Source organism: Enterococcus haemoperoxidus ATCC BAA-382 (assembly GCF_000407165.1).
Classification (GTDB): Bacteria; Bacillota; Bacilli; order Lactobacillales; family Enterococcaceae; genus Enterococcus_L; species Enterococcus_L haemoperoxidus.
Map to the genome: position 1 here is coordinate 103,265 of NZ_KE136479.1, position 20,813 is coordinate 124,077.

Sequence of the window (20,813 nt, forward strand, 5' to 3'; positions counted from 1 at the left end):
TAAATTTAATAGATATCAAGAAAACGGAGAACATCAAGAGCATGTTCTCTGCTATAATTTCATTAGTAGTATATGAATAAAAAATTGTTTTATCTAGTATCAATCAGCTGAATGATCAGTTTTTCGATTTCAGTCATATCATAACTATTCCCAATATCTGAAAAGATATAGACTAATTCTTGTTTTTCAGAGATCACTTCACTATAAATATTAGAAAGTAATATATCATAGTGACTATCTTCTTTGAAAGCTTCTGCTTTGATGGGATATTTGTGTCCTAAAACATTTGTTAAGTGCTGGATAACTAATTCACCAATAAATGGATTCAGTGAATGATATACACCAATCGCAATTTTTTCTTCATTTAATTCAGCAATGTGATTTAATATGATCGTATAGTGAATTTCGGTAAATTTATTTTTATAGCTACCTTTTTCACCATCTTGATCAAACTTTTTAGTCGCAATATCCATCAATTCAAAAACTTCATTACCCGAAAACGGATGACGATGTGCATTGACTATGGATTTTATAGTCCAACTATCAAAAGGCAGGATAAAACCATCAAAGTAATAAAGTTGAGAATGAAGTTGGAACAATAGATTTTCAATATACAATAATCGAGCGGATGAAGCATAGCTCGATAAATAACCTTGTTGCTTTAGATATTTTAAGATCACTTTATTCATATAGTTTAAATAAGAACTTTCCCTGCGTTGTTTTTCTGCCAATCTAAACGCAAAAGAAGAGTTCGGAGAAAAATTATGCATAGAACAAAAGAAGTCATAAAACATGTATGCTTCATAAATAGTATATGGACGGTCGATTTTTTTCATATATGTATGTAAGGCTAGATTGATTTCTTCAAATAACGGTCGATCGGGATAATCATAATTCGGACTGATGACAGGATTGTATTCAGTAGTCAGCCGCCTGAACGATATTTTCATCCACAATTTAATTTGCAATACTTCAGTTGGATCAAACACTAGGTTAAGAGAATCCTTTAAAATATCTACAAAGCCAAGATACTGATTAGCAGTCTCTTTTTCCAAGCTTGTCTTATCTTCAAAAAGAAACCAAAAGAAACTAAAGAAAAAATAGCGTATTTGTTTTTCTTCGCCAATAAGTTTTCCGCGTTTGATTTGCAAGCGAAATTCCTTTAAAAGGTCATTTAGTTCAGTGATCTTACGATAATACGTTGCGGAGCTGATTGCATAGTTCAACTGAAAATAGTCACAGGTTAGCTCCCCTTTATTGAATAATTGATTGATCATTTGAAATTTAATTGATTTTTCTAGAAAAAGAACAACGACTTTCTTTAATGGAAAAGTTGGTTGTTTTTTCAACGAAATATTTTCACCGTTTAATGTTATTTCTACTTGCTCACTTACTTGGTTCTCTTCAAGGAAACTTTGCAAGAAAGACAGGTATTCATTTAATGTTGGTAAGCTAATTTGAAATTCAGTGACTAGCTCATTTTTTGTCGCTTTGCCTTGATTGTTGTATAAAAATAATAATATATCATTCATATAATCGAAGGGCTTTTCTAAAAAATCTCGTTTTAGCATAATAGACACCTCACTTTAAGGATACTTGATTCATAAGAAAATGGCAATACGCAACCTATAAAAAGAAATTTACTACTTAATTATTATTTAAAAAAATCAAATTTTTATATATAATGGGATAGAATGTTGCTTATATTTATGCAATTATATAAATAGGTTATTTGATCGAAAGGAGAAGAACCTTAGTGAAAGTGGTAATTATCGGAGCCTCACATGGTGGGCTTCATGCAGCATTAACATTGAAGAAATTAAATCCTCAAACTGAGGTTATTCTAATTGAAAAAAGAAATGAGGTTAGTTTTGTTTCAAGTGGAATCATATTGAGAATGAATCAATTAGTCGATGAATTAGATAAAGTGAGATATCTTACATCAGAAGAATTGGATAAAAAAGGCATAGACGTTTTACTTAATGCAACAGTTACTACGATCCATCCTGATAAAAAGACAATTATTTATGAAGATATCCATAAAAACACAAGGGAAGTCAGTTACGAGAAATTAATTCTTGCAACGGGGTCAAATCAATTTTCAACAAATCTGACATTGCCAAGTAAAGACAAAGTAACGGTTTTTAAAAGCTACCCCAGTTCAGTGGAAGTCCTGAAAAAATTAGAAAAAGCAAAATCGATTTCAATTGTCGGAGGCGGCTATATTGGAGTAGAGTTATGTGATGCATTGAAAGGAAAAGGAAAAGAAATTCACTTGATCGAAAGCGCAGACTCAGTCCTTTTTCGATATTTAGGTAAGGAACTATCTGAACTAATTGAACAAAAAATAAGAGATTCGGGGGTCAAACTTCATTTAAATGAAAGTGTTATTGGTTTTTCTAACATAGATGAAGAGACGTTTATCACAAAAACAACGAATGAGGAAATCAGAAATGATTATGTGATTGTGGCAGTAAATGCTCGTCCAGATACTACTTTAGTGAAAGAATTTTTAGATTTAAATGCGAATGGAACAGTTCGGGTCAATGAGCATATGCAAACAAGCGATCCTGATATTTTTGCATTAGGTGACGTTATTTCTTATCCAGTTCGTAATAGTTACCGTAAATCATTTATTCCATTAGTGAATAATGTTGTACGAAGTGCAACCGTTGCGGCTATGAATGTATTGGGCCATCCGATGAAATACAATATGACGCAAAAGACAACTGCGACAAAAATTTTTAACAGCTACGTTGCTAGCACAGGACTTACAGAAGTCGAGGCTAAATTCGAAGGCATTGAAGTTGAAAGTACCTTTTTAACATTACCATGTCAATTACCTTTTCTTGAATTACAAGAAGAAGTACATATCAAAATGGTTTTCGAAAAAGGATCGCACAAATTAATCGGCGGTCAGTTGATGTCTGAAAAAGATATTACCCAATCAATCAACACATTGTCACTAGCAATTGATAAAGAAACAACACTGGAAGAATTAGTTACAATGGATTTCTACTTTAATCCAGGAATCAACCAGCCAATGGGGATCATAAGTCGAGCAGCGTATGAATTTTTAATTGAAAAGTATAAAGTTTAAAAGATCGACGAGCAATTAATGATTTTTGGATCAGTTTTCAAAACAAGGAGATAAAGCTGGTGTTTGTTTATTTTGTTTTTTCACATAATTCTATTTTAGGATGATAAAAGCAAATCACTTCTACTTATTGTTATTTAAGTTTATAATAGAATAAAATTCTAGGAGGCATAAGCGATGAAAGCAGACGAAAAGAAATTTTATGACTTCATAATGGATCGAACAACAGCGGAGCATCAAGAAGACATGAAACATTTACTAGCAGAATTGATGGAAAGAAAATCAACGGATAAGCTAGATAAGATGTATCTTATGAGTGTGGTTCCTAGAGCACTTTCCTACTTAGATCCTGATTCAGTGAACGAAGTTAAAAAAGTAGTATCAGAGTTTTCAGCAAAACTATAAACAGTTAAGGTAAAGACAAGCTGATTCAGTCGGATGAGTTTGTCTTTTTTTAGGTGTCAGAAAGGCTCCGCTAAATACATAGAAGAAATCTCTACGACAATTTGAGAGACCTGTCGTAGAAATGGACAAAAAAATGATTTTTCATTTGTTATTGATAAAAAGATTATGCTAAAGTAAATCAGTCATTAAAAAGAGTGGGTGAACAGGATGAAACACATAAAAAATACATTGAAGTTATTTAAATTAGATTGGCAACGCATTTTTAAAAACCCAATTGCTACATTTTTGATTATTGCACTGATGATTATTCCATCACTTTATGCATGGTTCAATATTAAAGCCTTATGGGATCCTTATGCAAACACAGGAGAATTACCGATTGCAGTCTACAGCGACGACAAAGCAGCAACCTTCAAAGACAAAGAGGTCAATATTGGTGATGAAGTTCTTAAAAATCTTCATAAGAATAAGCAATTAGGTTGGAAATTCGTAGACTCGAAACAGGAATTAGATAAAGGGGTAAGATCTGGTAAGTATTATGCGGGTATTTATTTACCAAAAGATTTCTCTAAAGATTTGTTGAGTTTCACGACGGGGGAAATTACTAAGCCTAAAATAGATTATTCAATCAATGAGAAAATCAATGCGATTGCTCCTAAAATTGCAGAAAAAGGTGCGTCTTCTTTACAAGCACAAATTACAGATGAATTCACTAAAACAGCCAGCGGCACATTAGTTAGTGTGTTTAACGATATTGGTTACAATTTAGATTCTAATCTAGTTAGTATCACTAAAGTGAAGAACATGATTCTTTCAACAGATGAGAATATCGATCAAATCGATAAGTATACACAAGAAGTTGTAGATTTACATGGTAAAATGCCAGAGCTGAAAACAAAACTAGCTAAAGCAAATGAATTTGTGGAATACTTACCTCAAGTCGATGCATTAGGTGCAAAACTAGTCGACTTAAATAGTAAGATGCCGACGATCAAAGAACAAGCCAAAGTTATTTTAACCTTACAGCAAAAAATTCCGGAAATTCAAAATGCCGGTAAACAGTTAGCGATGATCGATGAGGACTTCGCTTCAGTTGAACAAACAATGACTGAAGGAATCAATGAAGCAAAACAAGGACTAACAATTATTCAAGGGGTACAAACAGCTTTACCAGATATTCAAAAGCTGGGTGATCAAGCAGATAGTTTAGCGACAGCAACTTCTGAAGGGGCGGCTAAACTACAAGAAGCGCTACCAGGCATCGCCAGTAGCATGAAAGTAACTTTACAAGCAATTGGAACCATTAGCTCAAGCGTTGCCTCTGTGGTAGAACAACTGCGTGACAATCGTTTGACACCAGAAGAACGTGAAGTATTGAAACAACAGTTATCAAATAGTTTAGGGCAACAACAAGCGGTCATTCAACAATTGATCCAAACCTTGACTCAGATACAAGAATCGGCTGGAAATCAAGATTTACAGCCTACTATTGATAAGCTAAATACAGTTAGTAATTTGATTTCGACTTTAAAAGCTAAAGTGGATAGTTTAGACGTCAATGCAATCACGGATGCTGATTTGGAAGCTATTCAAAATGGTGCAAATGAAATTGCTGCAACAGCTTCAAGTATTGATGTTGATGCAGTTTCAACGATGGTCAATGATATTTTAACTAAATTAATCGCAACGATCGGCACGGCTCAAGGTTTACTAGATAAAGCAAAACAAATCGATTTTGCTACATTACTAAATTCAACAGAGGGCACAGTCGCTAATGCGATCGGTATCTTAGAGAAATACCAAGCTGAATTACCTGCAATCAAACAAGAAGTCCACGATGCCAATGTTCTATTGAACGGTCATATGGATACGATCGTAAATGGTATCAATAAAGGGGCAGACCTTTACAATAACGAATTACCAGTTATAGAAGAAAAATTAGGTTTAGCAGCTGGATTTATTCAAAATGATTATCCAGGAATCAAAGAAAACATCACAAGTACTTTAAAAACAGTCAATGAAAAAATGCCTGATCTTGAAGCCGCTTTGGATAAAGCCAATGACCTTGTTCAAAATGACTGGCCAAACATCAAAACAGGTCTTCATAAAGCCGCTGAAGCAATCCGTAAAGGGGAAAAGGATGTTGACCTTGGTCAAGTGATAAAGTTGCTTAAACTGGATGCTAATGCTGAAAGTGACTTTTTTGCTAAACCAGTTGAAGTTTCTGAAAATAAAATTTATCCTATCGCCAATAACGGATCAGCAAGCACACCATTTTATACAGCTCTTTGTTTATGGGTGGGGGCCGTTTTATTTTCAAGTGTTGCAACAACCGACTTTCATTTAGACGAAAAAGACCGCGGAAAATATTCTAAACGAGAACAATTTTCTGCAAGGATGTTAACATTCTTAGTCATGGGACTAGCTCAAGCTTTGATTGTGACATTAGGAAATTACTTCTTATTGGGCGTAGATGTAAGGCAACCATTTTACAGTGTCTTGTTTGCGCTATTGATCGCCTTTGCCTTTATGATGATGGTTTATGTACTTGTAGCCTTGTTCGGCAATGTCGGAAAAGGAGCTGCAATCATTATTCTAGTACTTTCTATTTCCGGAGGTGGAGGAAATTATCCAATTCAAGTCTCTGGTAAATTCTTCCAATTTATCAATCCATTTTTACCATTTACGCATGCGGTGAACTTATTGCGTGAATCTGCTGGAGGAATATACTGGCCTAATGCTTGGAAGGCGATCATTATCTTAAGTTGTATTTCAATTGTATTTTGTGTATTAGGGATTTTCTTCTACCCTTATATCGAAGAAAAAACGAAAAAATTGGCGAAGGTTTCACACGAAAGTCATATTTTCCATTAAAATTCAGTAGTGATCTATAGCAAAAGATTGAGGCGACGTTCTAATAAGTCAGCTTCAATCTTTTGCTATTTAGTGACGATCAAAACATGATATAAGTCATTATTTTCTTTCAAGGCATCCCTAATAAAAAAACAAAGAAGTCCAATCAATCAACTTGGGTCTTTCTAAACAATAAAAAGTCACTAATAAAAGCTCCTTTTCACTATACAAATTTCTGAAATCATTTTATAGTCTTAAGATATGCTAAAAACGAGGTAGGGAATATGATGATAAATTTTTTAATTGATCGCTTTGAAAAAAAACAACAAAAAAGTGCTGATCTTAGAACGGCATTTGGAATTTTTGCCGGGATCATCGGCTTATTATCCAACTTGCTGCTTTTTGTCAGTAAATTATTGATTGGGTTAGTTTCAGGAAGTGTGTCGATCATGGCCGATGCGATGAACAACCTGTCAGATACAGTGTCTTCGGTTTTGACACTCGTTGGTTTTTATATTTCTGGGAAACCAGCAGACGAAGAACACCCGTATGGACATGAACGTTTTGAATATATCAGTGGTATGTTAGTGTCATTGTTGATCACGTTTGTAGGATTTCAATTTTTTATGACATCTATCGAACGAATCAAAGACCCGCAAAGTATCAAGGTAACACCTGTGATTTTGATCGTGTTGTTATTGTCTATTTTGATCAAAGTTTGGCAAAGTGTTTTTTACAAACGAGTTGCTAAGAGAATTGATTCGAATACCCTGATCGCAACTGCTAAAGATAGCTTAAATGATGTATTCACAACAATTGCTGTTTTAGTTTCAGCTTCGGTTGAAGGACTTACTGGATTGAGAATCGATGGAATCGTGGGACTAGTAATTGCTTGTTATATTATTTTTAGTGGGTTGCAGTTGATTCGAGAGTTTGTAAATGAATTGATGGGGCTACGGCCTAATCAAGAGGCTATCGATAAAATGAAACTTTATTTATCTTCCGTTCCGGAAATCATAGGGTATCATGATTTGCTGATTCATCAATACGGACCGAATAAAACCTTTGCTTCGGTGCATATTGAAATCGATGATCGCTGGGATTTGACACAGGCCCATGAAACAATTGATGAGATTGAAAAGAAATTTAAAGAGCAGTTAGATGTGGATCTTGTTTGCCATATCGATCCGGTAAACTTACACGATCAAACACAACAGTTCATTCACCAAGAACTAAAGAAAATCATTAAAGGGATCAATGGCGAATTAAAAGGACATGATATTCGTTTAGTTGATCATGGTGGGAAACAACGTATTTTATTTGATTTAGTTGTTCCAAATCATTTTAAGGCAACAGATCAAGAACTAAGGATTCGTCTACAAGAACAAGTGTATAGAAACATTGGTGATTATATCGTAGAAGTGACCTTTGATCACAATTATTTACTTTAAATATATAATAAAAGATAAAAAATATAATAATATATTAATTTTTCTCAAAAAAATATCTAAAACCAGTAGTTTTTACTAAAAAAATGAAAAAATATGGACTTCTAACATGGTAACATAGTGATGGGATTGTTAGGAGGAATTATAAATGGATACAAATTTAGTAATGGTGCTGTATTTTTTAGTGGTCGTAATCGTTGTTTTGACCTTGGTCATTGTTAGAGAAAAACATTTTTTAGAGAATTTATTGGGTAAAAAGGATATACAACAAGAGGAAATCATGGATTTAAAGTTAGAAAAAATCCGTTTGAAACATATAATAAAAATGCAGGATGAAACAATTTCTCATATGTTGACAGCAAATGCTCAGTATTCTAAATCAATAGAATTTGAGTATCCTAAAAGGAATACTTTAGAAGAACCTGCAGTACAAGAATGGCACTTAGATGAATATGAAAGTATGAATAGAGACTATTATCAATTATAAAAATAAATAACGAGCACGAAACAAAAGCGTTTAGCTCCGAGTAATAAGAAGAAATTCACGAAAATTATTTTTCAAATTTATGTGAATTTCAGCTTGTTTCTCGGAGCTGCTTTTTTCTATCCGGTTATTCAGCCTTGTTGCTTTTGGATTTTCGAAAGTACGAGTCAATTGTGTTTACTCTTTTCCTTGTAAGTAAATATACAAAACCCTATACTAAAATTAAAAGGAGGATGTTGAATGGAGGCTCAATTGATTGTAATAGGATTTATCGGACTGATTATGTTGATTATTATTATAATGGAAATACATAATCGTTTGAAATTAAAGACAATGGTAAAAAGGAAATGGGGAACATTTCCCAGCGGGCGTTTTTTTGATAAAGAAGAGAGCTTAAAACTTGCGTGGCAAAAAGCTAAAAAGTATAGGACTTACGATAGTGAGGTCGATGATATTACTTGGTATGATTTAGACGGATTTGCTTTGTTTGAACGAATCAATGGAACGTATTCGAGTATTGGTTCCCAAGCGCTGTATCAACGCTTAAGGAATTTCAACTTTTCTGAAAAAAGTCACGATCGTTTGGAAATGCTGATCAACTACTATCAACAAAATCCTGATATTCGTGAAGCAGTTCAATTTCAATTTGCCTGTTTAGGTAAACAAGATAATAATCATGTAGAAAGTTATCTAAGTGAAACAAGAAGCCAAGAGTTACCAAATACAGCATTATACTTAGTGTGCGGATTATTGCCGATTGCAGCTTTAGTATTGCTACTAGTATTTCCAACAACACTATCCATTGTATTGCTTTTAGGGTCAGTTTTATTTAATGTGATCTATTATCAGATAAAAAAAGAAACCTTACAACGTGAGTTGATTTGTATGGGCTACCTAGTTCAAACGGTTGTTTGTGCAAAGAAATTGGTGAAAATAAAAACTCCTTTTCAAGAAGAGTTAATGAAAAATCTACAACCACTTAGCTCAATGACTAAATTTGGTATTTCTTTCAGAATGAAGTCTAATAGTGAAGCTGAGATGATGTTTGACTACTTAGCAATGATTTTCATGTTGCCATTTATTTCGTATAATTTTGTTTTGAAAAAGTTATCAAATTATGAGATTCAGGCAAAAGAAATGTGGCGTCTACTTGGAGAATTAGAAGTTGCAGCGGCTGTTTTAAACTTTCGAACAGTAATGCCTGATACAAGCCAACCCATCTTTTCCGATGAAATCGTGGTAACTGGAACAGAAGTTTACCACCCCTTATTAGCGACACCTATGCCGAATGATGTGGATTGGAGGAAAAACACTCTTGTAACAGGTTCAAATGCTTCAGGCAAGTCAACTTACGTCAAAAGTGTCGCAATCAGTTGTATCCTTTCTGCAACGATTCACACGGCTTTAGCCACTGAGTTTCAATTACCATTTGGACATATCTTGACCTCAATGGCTGTTGAAGATAATATTTTTGAAGGAGACAGTTATTTTGTGGCAGAAACTAAGTCTGTTAAACGAGTGCTGGACTTTGCCGAAACGAGAGTTCCTTGTCTGTGTTTCATTGATGAAATATTAAAAGGAACAAATACGATTGAACGAATAGCCGCTTCATCTAGTATGATTCATTGGTTAAATCATTACCCATCGCTCGCTTTTGTAGCAACTCATGATATCGAGCTAACAGAAATTTTGAAAGAATCGTGCGAAAATGTTCATTTTGAAGAACAAGTAACGAAAGAACAGGGCGTGACTTTTGATTACCGCTTGAAACAAGGGCCTTCAACAACGAGAAATGCTATTCAACTTTTGCATGTACTGAATTATCCAGAAAGCGTCGTTGAACAGGCGAAAAGAGAAGCTGATTATTTTGATAACTATCGCACTTGGCAAACGTTAGAATAATCTTGAAGACATGGACAGCTATTAAGGCTGGTCGTGTCTTTTTTGCACGATCAAAAATAGGATAATCGAAATGTTTTTTTTGAAAAGAGAATCTTGATAAAATGAAGAAAATAAAAGGTTTGAGAGTTTCTTTAATAGATAAAGAGGAAGGAATGAATATTTCAAGAGTTTAGCAGATAAATAATTGACAATTGTAATTTATGAGAGTAGCATATGTCATTGTTTGTGGAAAAAATATAGTTTTTTTCTGAAAATAGGATAGAAAAAATCAGAGAAGGAGAGAGTAAAAAAGTGGACTATTTAAAACGATTGTTTATCGGAAAGCCCTTAAAATCTACTGAAAACGATGAGCATAAATTAAGTCGATTTGCAGCACTGGCGTTATTGTCATCTGATGCTTTGTCTTCGATTGCTTATGGTACTGAACAGATCGTTGTTGTACTTGTTACATTATCCGCTGCTGCCATATGGTATTCGTTACCGATCGCTGCTTTTGTTATTATTTTACTTATTTCATTAACGTTATCTTATCGGCAAATCATTCATGCGTATCCTCATGGCGGCGGTGCTTATGTTGTCAGTAGTGAAAATTTAGGAAAGAATGCAGGTTTAGTGGCTGGCGGATCACTACTAGTTGATTATATGCTGACAGTTGCTGTTTCTGTTTCTGCAGGATCTGAGGCAATAATTTCAGCAGTGCCTGCATTGTATGGGCATCAAGTAGCCATTTCAATCGTCATTGTTTTGTTGATTATGTTGATGAATCTGCGAGGTTTAAGAGAATCGGCTAGTTTTTTGATGTTTCCTGTGTATAGTTTTATAGCTGTAATCACCTTGTTGATTGCAACAGGTTTGTTTAAAATCATGACAGGAGTCGTGCCGTTGCATGCAACCGCCATACCTGGAACCGTTGTACCCGGCATTACGGTAGCCTTGATTTTACGAGCATTTTCTTCTGGTTCGTCTTCATTGACAGGGGTTGAAGCAATTAGTAATGCAGTGCCTTTTTTTAAAAAGCCTAGAGCAAAAAATGCGGCAGGTACGTTAACATTGATGGCGGCAATTTTAGGGTTTTTCTTTGTTGGGATTACATTCATAAATTATTGGTATGGAATTGTTCCTCAAACTGAAGTGACTGTGTTGGCTCAAATCGGAAAAGCAGTTTTTGGGCAAAATATACTTTATTATGTCTTGCAATTTACGACAGCACTAATTTTAGCTGTAGCCGCCAATACGGGATTTTCAGCCTTTCCAGTGCTAGCCTATAATTTAGCGAAAGATAAATTTATGCCGCATATGTATATGGACCGGGGGGATCGTTTAGGCTATTCAAATGGTATTTTGACCTTAGCTGCGGGTTCTGTTGTGTTACTATTGATTTTTCAAGGGTCAACTGAACGATTGATTCCGCTCTATTCAATTGGTGTATTTATTCCATTTGCACTATCTCAGACTGGGATGGTTATTAAGTGGCGGAAAGAGACTGAAAAATGGTTATCAAAATCGATTGCTAATATTGTGGGTGCTTTGATTTCTTATGCGATCATCGTTATCTTATTCATGTATCGTTTAGGCGATATCTGGCCTTTCTTTATAATTATGCCAGTTTTGATTTTTGTTTTTTACAGTATTCATGCTCATTACCAAAACGTAGCCGAACAATTACGTTTAGAAGAAACGGTGAAGCAACAGGCGTTTCATGGCAATACAGTGATTGTTTTAGTAGGTAATGCGACCCAAGCAAATGTGGGGGCAGTGAATTATGCACGTTCAATCGGTGATTATGTGGTTGCGATGCATGTGTCACTAGACGAAAATATCGAAAAAGAAAAGGAAATTGAAGCGGAGTTTAAACAACAATTTCCTGATATTCGTTTTTCTATTGTTCATTCTTCGTATCGTTCTATCACAAATCCAATTCTCCGTTATGTAGATTTGGTAAGTAAAAATTCAGCGAAACGGAATTATACGACGACAGTTTTGATTCCCCAATTCGTTCCGAATCGACGTTGGCAAAATATTTTGCATAATCAGACGAGTTTACGGTTACGTTTAAAATTATCTTGGCGGGAAAATATTGTTGTGGCTACGTATAGTTATCATTTGAAGAAGTAATAATAAAAGCAGATAAGAATCTGAAGAGATTCTTATCTGCTTTTTTTTTGAAAGAACGGGTTTATTCCGCTTTTCTATGAATGTTTACTCGCTGGATCTAATCGGCGTTCGATCATGCCTAATACCCAGTCTGTAATGATTGCCATTAAAGCCGTAGGTAAGGCTCCAACAAGGATGATTGCTGTACCGTCAGTTGCATTGGTTCCGCGAATAATGATGTCACCAAGACCACCGGCGCCTACAAACGCTCCAATTGCTGTGATTCCAATTGCCACAACTAAAGCATTACGAATACCAGCCATGATCACGGAAACAGAGAGTGGCAATTCTACCATATAAAGTCGCTGCCATTTTGTCATGCCCATTCCTTTACCAACATCTAAAATATTTCGATCGACTTGGATCATTCCAGTGTAGGTATTCTTGATGATCGGTAATAGAGAATAGAGGAAGACGGTGACAATAACAGTATTTACCCCAAGTCCAAGACCGAGCATCAAAATTGAAAGCATAGCAAGGGAAGGAACTGTTTGGATCAAGTTAGCGATACTTACGACCCAGCCAGCCATTTTTCTTCTGCGAGCAATGAAAATGCCAATCGGTATTCCAACAATTGCGGCAAATAATACACCGTAGATAGAAATTAGAAAATGTCTGACAAATTGACTCAAGACATAGCTACCGTTTTGTTCAAAGTAATAGATAAACTGCTGCAGTAAATTCATATCTTGTAGGTTCTGCATTATTTTCCACCTCCTTCAGACTCGAAGAAATGGTGTTCTTTTAAGAAATTATCAGCAACAGTTTCAGGTTCCATCAAATCATTATCTGCTTGATAATTTAGTTTTTGCATCGTTTCTGTTGAAATTTGTCCAGATAACTTAGCTAGAACGTCATTTAATTCAGGATGTTTTTTTAAGATTTCATCTGTTGCAACAGCACAAGCATCATAAGGCGGGAAGAAATGGAGATCATCTTCTAAAATAACCAAATCATAACTTCCGATTCGGCCATCTGTTGAATAACCTAAAACGACATCCATCTTATTTGCCGCAACAGCATCATAAACTAAACCAATCTGCATCGGGAAAACGCGTTTGAAATCAAAACCATATGTTTCAGTAAAGCCTTTATAACCATCACCTTTACGGTCGATCCAAGAAGTATCCACACCTGCGGTCAATTGATCACCAACTTTTTTTAGGTCGCTGATGGTTTTTAAATTATACTTTTTAGCGGTTTCTTGTGTGACCATAAATGCGTAGGTATTAGCGAATCCATAAGAATTAAACCATTTTTGCTGAAATCTTTTTTGAAACTCTGATTGTACAACTTCAAAGGCTTTTTTAGGATCTTTGATGGGTTCTAAGTTTAATGTAGTGGTTAAATCAGTCCCTGTATAACGGGCAGCTGAAATTTGTGCGTCGCCATTCATCATAGCTTGATGATTGATCGTAGTTGTTGCCAAATTATTGATGATCGTTGTTTTTTCATCCGTGTAATGTTCAATCATGCCAGCGACTAAACTTGCTAGTATTTGTGCTTCTGATGTGATTCCACCAGTAATGGAAATTGTTGAGTCATCAGAGTTAGAAGCAAGTCCTGGTAAAGAACAACCGGATAATAATAAAGCGCTACAAAAAGTTATGAGTAATAATTTAAATTTTCGTTTCATCATTCTGCCTCCTTCAATGCTTTAGGAGTAAGTTTCTTTTCTAACAGACCGAGTAACAAGTCTGCTGCTAAAGCTAAAATAGTAACAGGAATGGTTCCAGCAAAAATCAAATCAGGTTGATAATTATTTAATCCACTGAAAATAAAGTCTCCAAGGCCACCAGCACCAATGTAAGAAGCAAGTGTTGCCCAAGCGATTACATAAACTGCAGCTAGACGAATCCCAGCCATGATGGTCGGCATTGCTATCGGCAATTCGACCATGAAAATCGACTGAACATTTGTCATGCCCATCCCTTTAGCAGCATCTTTATAATCAGAACTGACTTCTTTGATCCCAATATACGTATTTCTTAAGATAGGGAGTAAAGAGTAAATAAACAAAGCAATGATTGCTGGAATTTTACCAACACCAAAAATCGGAATCATAAGTGCAAGTAATGCCAATGAAGGAACGGTCTGTAAAGCACTTGTTAAGCCGATGACGATGGCTGCAGTCCTTTTGGTTCTAGTTAATAAAATCCCAATCGGTACTGCAAATAAAATCCCTAAAAGGAGTGCTACACCTGAAATGAAAATATGTTCACCAATTTTAGTAACAAGTTCATTTCCTCTTTCTAAAAGAAATTGATTCATTTTTTACACCTCCGCTTGAGGTTGTTTGACATCAGTTGATTCTGTTTCACTTAAAGCGGGAGTCCCATCTTCTGTTTCTTCTTCACCCCAGATGACATCATAAACGATATCTACGAGAGAAGCTCTGGTTAAGATCCCAACTACTTTTTGTTGGTCATCTACAACAGGTACATATTTTAAGCCGCGTTTTAAGATTCGTTGTAAGGTATCGCGTAGTAAAGACGATTTTTTTACAAAGAATACTTTTGGATTCATGATATCACTCACGCTAGTAGCAGTATTTCTACGACGGTCAAGTGTTTCGACATCAATAAAGCCTTTTAATACGCCTGCACCATCCACCACTAAGAGTGTATCAACACGTTTTTCTCTCATTAGCTTGATCGCTTCTGACAATGATTTTTCTGGTGTGATCGTGATGGCATTGTTCAGCATCACTTCACCAACTGTCGTAATATCTGGTTTGGCTTGGATCAGGCGATCTTCACCAATCAATTCTTCGACAAATTCATTGACTGGATGACGTAAAATATTATCTGGTGTATCAAACTGAATAACTTTTCCTTCGCTCATGATTGCGATTCTATTTGATAGTTTTAGTGCTTCATCCATATCATGAGTAACAAAAACAATCGTTTTTCCTAAACGTTCTTGTAAGTCTTTGACTAAATCTTGCAAAGAATCCCTTGTGATTGGATCTAAAGCACCAAACGGTTCATCCATCAAAATGATATCTTGGTTGGCCGCAAGAGCACGAACGACACCAATTCTTTGTTGTTGACCACCGGAAAGTTCATTAGGATAACGATCTAGCATTTCTCTAGGTAGTTCAACTAAATCAATCATTTTTTCTGCAATTTTGTTGCGTTCCTCTAGGTCGACTTTTAATAACTTAGGTACAAGCACGATGTTTTCTCTGATTGTCATATGTGGCATTAAACCGATATTTTGAATGACATAACCGATTTTTCTACGTAACTCTACTGGATTGATTGTTTGAATATCTTCACCATTGATCAAGATTTTTCCTTTTGATGGATCAGTCATTCGATTGATCATCCGCATAGAAGTTGTTTTTCCACTACCACTGGTTCCGATAAAGCAGATAAATTCACCTTTATCAAAAGACAGATTGATGTCATCTACGGCGATTTTACCGCCTTTGTAAATTTTTGAAACATGTTGAAATTCGATCAACTTTCTCACCCCAAATTCTTTTTTCTGTATCTTGTTTCCTAACTGATTTCAGTGTTTCCTAAAAAACGTTTCTACTACTAGTATGCTACAAAACAGAGATTTCGACAAATCAGATGTTTTTTTTCGTTATTTAAGGCCAAAAATAATGAGAAAATCTAATTTTTTAACAACAAATATACTGAAAAAGTTAGTTAAGAATTTTGTGTTGACTATTATTCTATTGACAATAGATGTAAAGCTTAGTATATTGTTGACTATCGACTACTATTTTATGAATAATAGGGAGTGAGAAGGAGAATGAAATAGAAATTTTTGGGTTAGCCTATTTGGTATTTAGTGTAAGTTATTTAGTTTTGTTTTATCTTGTTTCAAAGAAACATGTTGGGTATCGAAAATTTGTATTAACTGGTTTTGCTAGTATTCAATTTATTTAATTGATATGGCGCTTTTTTTCACGATTCCAATGGAAATAGCGCTGAAATCATAGCTAGAAGCTTGTTGTATTAGGTTATTTTATTTTTGAAACCATATAAACGTGCTGAAAATTCATTGAATGAATTAAAAAAATTGCCCACGGTTGATAATTTGAGTGCGACATATGCAGTAGAGGATAAGCAACTAATCAGAGTTAAATTCTATACGATTTTTAAATATATAATCAAAAATCGAAAAAATACAAAAAATCAACAGTTATTGTTATAAAAGGAGCCAATTAGACGTATGAAAAAAAAGAGAATAATTATTATATTAGCTTTTATAGTTGTTGTTTTGACTGGATGCGCAAATAATGCCAATCCGAAAGAGGTTGCTACAGCTTTTATCAACAATGTAATTTATGGTCAAGATAAAGAAGCAGCAGAGAAGTATTTTTATCAATTAGATGCACCAAGTGAAAAGGATTTGATTCAGGATTTTTCTGAACTATTTGACCTTTCAAAGGAACAAGCTAAAGAATTAGCCGCAATTTATCAAGAACGATTGGAGAAGGAAACAAGTTTCTCAATAAAAATGAATGATCGTACAGGAAAAAAACAAGAAGCACAAGTGACGGTTATTGGGTTAGATTCGGCAAAATTTGATCAAATCATTGATCAAAAAACAGATGAAGAATTGGTACTATGGTTAAAAAAGAAAGGTTACGACACGATCAGAACGATAGAGGATATCGATAAAATTTCTGATGAAAATCAATTAAATGGGATTTTAAAAGAATTAGATGCATTAAATGACAAAGACCTTAATCAAATCCAATTTGAAGCATTGAAAAAAACGTTTAAAGAATTGAAAGCTGACAAAGAACCGAAAACGATTCATTTGGAGTTAGAACCAGATAAGAAAGAAAAGAACTATTGGATCATTGTAGACGAAGAGAAACGTTTTAATGAATTGCTGGATGCTTTCCAAGGATAACTATAGTAAAGAAATATGTTGATTAAGGAGAAGTTAGAATGAAAAAATTTATAGTATTTTGCATAGCTCTTTTGATGATAGGTATCGGGATGACCCAGACAATAAATACCACAACTGCTGCATTTTCTAAAGATGAAGTAGTCAGAGAACGATTTGCTTTAAAAAAAGAGCGTCTAGCTGAAGTTGTTTCAAAAAAAATCGCTCATGTTGAAAACTCAATCAAGAAAAAGCTAAAAGAGCAAGAAGCGCAAAAAGTAAAAAAACAACAAGAAGAGATCGAAAAAAAAGCAGCTGACAAAAAAATAGAAGAAGAAACAGCTGCTAGCCAAATAAGGGAAAAAAGGTGGGACAAGAGTCAGAAACAGAGCAGGAAGTAGCTAAATCACCGATAGAAAATACACAGGTAGCACCTGTACCTGAAAATGTGGAAGCAGCTGATACGGTTTCTGGTGCTTCAACTAATGGGCGAGAAAGAGGTCAGAAAAACAGAGAGTGGAACGAGCAATTGGGCGATCCTAATTTGACACCAGAAGAGCGTCAAGGTATCATTCAAGAGAAAAAGAATTACAACCGCAATAACCACTGATAAAGCACTTTAGAGCATGACTATTTCTAGTAAATCATAGAATGTTGAGTTTTTTTTAGAAAGCTCATTTTTAAGAATCTAGTACGTTAACATAGTCATATTTACTCTTTTCATAGTCAATTTATTTCAGTGGACAGTTAGGGAAACCGCGGGTAATTTGTCCATTAAAACTGTGATAAGGGGATTGAGCGATGAGAGCTTCTAGCCAATTTAAAAAAGGTGCTTTAGAAATGTGTGTGCTTCATTTTATCCAAAAAGAAGATCGATATGGTTATGAATTAACACAACGAGTGAATCAGTTTATACCAATTACTGAAGGGGCGCTTTACCCAGTTTTGCGTCGTTTAGTCAAAGAATCGTATTGTGTCATTTATACGAAAGAATCGCCAGATGGTCCTTCCAGAAAGTATTACCAAATTACCGAAAAAGGAACAGAATATTTGGAAACTTTGGAGCACGATTGGGATGAATTTGTTGAACAAGTGAGTAAACTGAGGGAGGCAGATTAGTGAATACAATGGAAGAATATTTAAACCAACTAAAGGCTGCTTTTGCTGAAGAAGATATGGAAGATTTTGAGGAGTTAAAGGAAGACTTACTAGAGCAATTAGCCATTTGTTTAGAAGAAGGGCAGACAGAAGCAGAGGTAGTGGCAAGACTTGCTCCTCCAGAAGAAATCGCAGCAGACTACTATGCAGATTTAAGTTTAGATGCTGCAATCAATGCCAAAACTTCTGTTGTACCTAGAGAAGAAATTCAAGACGTATTCATTCAAACACAGAAAAAAAGAATGAGAAAATTTTTAAAAACAGTGTTTATGATGTTAAAACCGTTATTGTTTCTAGTGCTTTTAGGATTGTTTGGCTTTTTTCTAGTCTATACAATAAAAGAGCTAAGTGGAGAGCGAAATCTCGCTGGAATTCCAACGATTTTGTGTTTATTATTGTCCGCCCTCATTTTACAATTGATAAAAGGCGGGATCGTAAAAAAACGAAAATTAATCAACGGATTGACAATTGGTTTATTGGCATTTGGAACGATGATGCTACTGTTTTTTTCAGCTACAGGACAATTGATGTATACCGGCAGACAATATTATAAAGAGATCAGTTTGACTTCTAGTAATCATGCCGCATTTAGTTTTGATTCAGATGCTGATGTTGAGATTACAACTGTAGAAGTATCTAGTACTGAAAAACCAAGTTTGATGGTCAAAGGTCGTTTTAAAGAAAGTGACATTAAAAAAATTGAAAATGGGTCTCACGATAATAAAATCAATTTATCATTAGATAAAGAAAATATTTTTGATACTTTTACTCGAACAGGACGTTCAGAAGTGATTTTCTTCATTCCAAAAGGAACGATCCTAGATGATTTTCATTTAGGCTTAAGCCGTGGAGATCTGCGCTTATTGGATATTCAAACCAAAAATTTCGATTTAGATTTAATTGCTGGTGATGTCTACGCAAAAAATATTATTGCGGATGAAGGCAACATAGATAGTGAGTCTGGCGATGTAATCATAGAAGAATCTGCCATGAATTTAAAGGTTAATAGCATCTCTGGAAAAACAGTTATCACAGGTATGTTAGGGGACTTAACGATTGAAGGCAACAAAGGACTATCTATTTTAAAATTCTTACGTTCGGATAATGTTGCATTAAACAACTATTCAGGCCGTATGATTTTAGAAGATTCTGAAATAAAGAAACTTAAAGCAACTGCCACAGATGGTCAAGTAATTGTTAAACGAACAAAAGGTGATATTTTGCTAAGCAATGAAAACGGGAAAATCGTTTCAGAAGAAAATCTAGGTACGCTAGAGCTAGAAAATGGTTCTGGGCCAACGATTGCGATTCAAGAAAGTAAGGTAAATGCAAAAGTCTCCAGCCAATCTGGATTTATTAAATGGTTGCAAGACCCTAGTCAATCTGTAAAAGTCACAGCAAGTACAGGGACTGGTGAATTGAGAAATGATTTTTCTGATGTAACAGATAGTGGTAAATATAAAATTGACGTGAAATCTAAGACAGGAGATGTCAAAATCTTAGAAAAAGTTGAGTAAGATCAATCAGATGTAATAGATAGAAAATTACTGATAAATGTTTATCTGCAAGATGTTATGTACTATTGGAAGCTATAATTTAAAAGGGGAGCTGGGCAAAACATTACGCGTTTTGCTTAGCTTCCCTTTACTAATGTAGTACATAGATGTCGAGCAAAAGAAATTCTGCTATCTATCAGCGTAGAAGGATTTTGTCTTTGATTCTATATAGAAAAAGTTTTAAGGTATTTGTTTTGCTTGATAGTAGGGAGATGTGTTTTGAAGAAGTAGAGGTCAATTATAATCAAGGTTCTCTTCTAAAAAAAGAAATATTTTAGAACAAGAAGAAATCACTAGAGACTCTTTTAGAAACTACGAAGATTGCATCAAGACACGAGTGTCCAGCAATTATACCAATAGTTAAGCATCATAAGAACTATTAGCAACATAAAATCAGCGAAACAAAAAATTTTCTGACACTTTGTTGACTATGGAATTGTTTTTCTTTAAAATGAATACTAGACGGAAACGAATATAATAAAAAAGGCACTTCACAGATCAGTTGGCGCTGATCCATGAAGCCCTGAGAAGTCAGAGAAAGCTGACCAATCAAGTTGCCCGTGTCAATGCGTAACATCGACATATTCCATTTTACTCAATTTTGGGAGAAATATCTAGAACTTTCTTTACCAGAAGTTAAGATGGAACATAGGATGTCTATTTGTTGAACATGCAATGGTGTTGGTGTAGTTAACCAACATCATTTTTTTTGTTTGTTTCTGTCTAGAAAGAGCAAAGAAATATAGTACGGACAGCTAGTGATTGAAGCCGACAGTCTAAAGCTTTTCGGTAAATATTATCTTTGTGATTTTGGAATAATCAAAGACAAAAAAAGACTGATAGAATCGTTAAATGGGTAATGTTCTAGTTAGTCAAAAGTAGTCTTTGATATTTCAGGGATA

At 34.7% G+C, this 20,813-nt stretch carries 18 protein-coding genes; 13 read left to right on the forward strand and 5 right to left on the reverse strand.

What is annotated here, in order from left to right; all coding sequences use genetic code 11:
* Positions 1 to 89 precede the first annotated feature (89 nt).
* On the reverse strand, positions 90 to 1,571 hold the full coding sequence (locus tag I583_RS00605; protein ID WP_010762598.1) for an AcpB/EbpR/MafR family transcriptional regulator: 1,482 nt from the start codon (positions 1,569 to 1,571) through the stop codon (positions 90 to 92).
* A gap of 185 nt (positions 1,572 to 1,756) precedes the next feature.
* Between I583_RS00605 and I583_RS00610 the strand changes: the two genes are divergently transcribed.
* From I583_RS00610 to I583_RS00640, 8 genes are all read left to right on the forward strand, one after another.
* Entirely contained in the window at positions 1,757 to 3,100 is a 1,344-nt protein-coding gene (locus I583_RS00610; RefSeq protein ID WP_010762599.1) for an FAD-dependent oxidoreductase, read from the forward strand.
* A gap of 174 nt (positions 3,101 to 3,274) precedes the next feature.
* Entirely contained in the window at positions 3,275 to 3,502 is a 228-nt protein-coding gene (locus I583_RS00615) for a hypothetical protein (protein ID WP_010762600.1), read from the forward strand.
* 207 nt (positions 3,503 to 3,709) lie between these two features.
* On the forward strand, positions 3,710 to 6,376 hold the full coding sequence (locus I583_RS00620; protein ID WP_010762601.1) for a YhgE/Pip domain-containing protein: 2,667 nt from the start codon (positions 3,710 to 3,712) through the stop codon (positions 6,374 to 6,376).
* 266 nt (positions 6,377 to 6,642) lie between these two features.
* On the forward strand, positions 6,643 to 7,806 hold the full coding sequence (locus I583_RS00625; RefSeq protein WP_034682979.1) for a cation diffusion facilitator family transporter: 1,164 nt from the start codon (positions 6,643 to 6,645) through the stop codon (positions 7,804 to 7,806).
* A 145-nt stretch (positions 7,807 to 7,951) separates the two neighbouring features.
* Positions 7,952 to 8,290 (forward strand): hypothetical protein, encoded by a 339-nt coding sequence (locus tag I583_RS00630; protein WP_010762603.1) that lies wholly within the window; start codon positions 7,952 to 7,954, stop codon positions 8,288 to 8,290.
* 6 nt (positions 8,291 to 8,296) lie between these two features.
* Positions 8,297 to 8,482, forward strand: coding sequence for a hypothetical protein (locus tag I583_RS17085; protein ID WP_341853146.1), 186 nt, complete (start codon positions 8,297 to 8,299; stop codon positions 8,480 to 8,482).
* Positions 8,483 to 8,527: 45 nt separating this feature from the next.
* A complete protein-coding gene (locus I583_RS00635) occupies positions 8,528 to 10,189 on the forward strand; it encodes a MutS-related protein (RefSeq protein WP_010762604.1) in 1,662 nt (553 codons plus the stop codon).
* Positions 10,190 to 10,480: 291 nt separating this feature from the next.
* The gene (locus I583_RS00640; protein ID WP_010762605.1) at positions 10,481 to 12,304 is read left to right on the forward strand and encodes an APC family permease; all 1,824 of its coding nucleotides are present in this window, start codon (positions 10,481 to 10,483) and stop codon (positions 12,302 to 12,304) included.
* Positions 12,305 to 12,378: 74 nt separating this feature from the next.
* Here I583_RS00640 and I583_RS00645 read toward each other — a convergent pair whose 3' ends face one another.
* From I583_RS00645 to I583_RS00660, 4 genes are read right to left on the reverse strand one after another with little or no spacing between them, the layout of a single operon-like run.
* A complete protein-coding gene (locus I583_RS00645) occupies positions 12,379 to 13,047 on the reverse strand; it encodes an ABC transporter permease (protein ID WP_010762606.1) in 669 nt (222 codons plus the stop codon).
* Positions 13,047 to 13,982 carry an osmoprotectant ABC transporter substrate-binding protein gene (locus I583_RS00650; protein ID WP_174270358.1) on the reverse strand — a complete coding sequence of 312 codons (936 nt, stop codon included), beginning with the start codon at positions 13,980 to 13,982 and terminating at the stop codon, positions 13,047 to 13,049. The genes I583_RS00645 and I583_RS00650 overlap by 1 nt, the downstream gene beginning before the upstream one ends.
* Positions 13,979 to 14,614, reverse strand: a complete 636-nt coding sequence (locus I583_RS00655) for an ABC transporter permease (protein ID WP_010762608.1) — start codon at positions 14,612 to 14,614, stop codon at positions 13,979 to 13,981. Before I583_RS00655 ends, I583_RS00650 begins: the two co-directional genes overlap by 4 nt.
* A gap of 3 nt (positions 14,615 to 14,617) precedes the next feature.
* Complete coding sequence (locus tag I583_RS00660; RefSeq protein ID WP_174270359.1) at positions 14,618 to 15,811, reverse strand: betaine/proline/choline family ABC transporter ATP-binding protein; 1,194 nt, start codon at positions 15,809 to 15,811, stop codon at positions 14,618 to 14,620.
* Positions 15,812 to 16,531: 720 nt separating this feature from the next.
* Between I583_RS00660 and I583_RS00670 the strand changes: the two genes are divergently transcribed.
* The 5 genes from I583_RS00670 to I583_RS00690 all read left to right on the forward strand — a co-directional run bounded on the left by I583_RS00670 (position 16,532) and on the right by I583_RS00690 (position 19,872).
* Positions 16,532 to 17,221 carry a hypothetical protein gene (locus I583_RS00670; RefSeq protein ID WP_010762610.1) on the forward strand — a complete coding sequence of 230 codons (690 nt, stop codon included), beginning with the start codon at positions 16,532 to 16,534 and terminating at the stop codon, positions 17,219 to 17,221.
* Between the two features lie 38 nt (positions 17,222 to 17,259).
* Positions 17,260 to 17,598, forward strand: a complete 339-nt coding sequence (locus tag I583_RS00675; RefSeq protein WP_010762611.1) for a hypothetical protein — start codon at positions 17,260 to 17,262, stop codon at positions 17,596 to 17,598.
* The gene (locus I583_RS00680; protein ID WP_010762612.1) at positions 17,565 to 17,807 is read left to right on the forward strand and encodes a hypothetical protein; all 243 of its coding nucleotides are present in this window, start codon (positions 17,565 to 17,567) and stop codon (positions 17,805 to 17,807) included. The genes I583_RS00675 and I583_RS00680 overlap by 34 nt, the downstream gene beginning before the upstream one ends.
* Before the next feature lie 191 nt (positions 17,808 to 17,998).
* Complete coding sequence (locus I583_RS00685; RefSeq protein WP_010762613.1) at positions 17,999 to 18,316, forward strand: PadR family transcriptional regulator; 318 nt, start codon at positions 17,999 to 18,001, stop codon at positions 18,314 to 18,316.
* Positions 18,317 to 18,324: 8 nt separating this feature from the next.
* Positions 18,325 to 19,872, forward strand: a complete 1,548-nt coding sequence (locus tag I583_RS00690; protein ID WP_244264873.1) for a DUF4097 family beta strand repeat-containing protein — start codon at positions 18,325 to 18,327, stop codon at positions 19,870 to 19,872.
* The last annotated feature ends 941 nt before the right edge of the window (positions 19,873 to 20,813 follow it).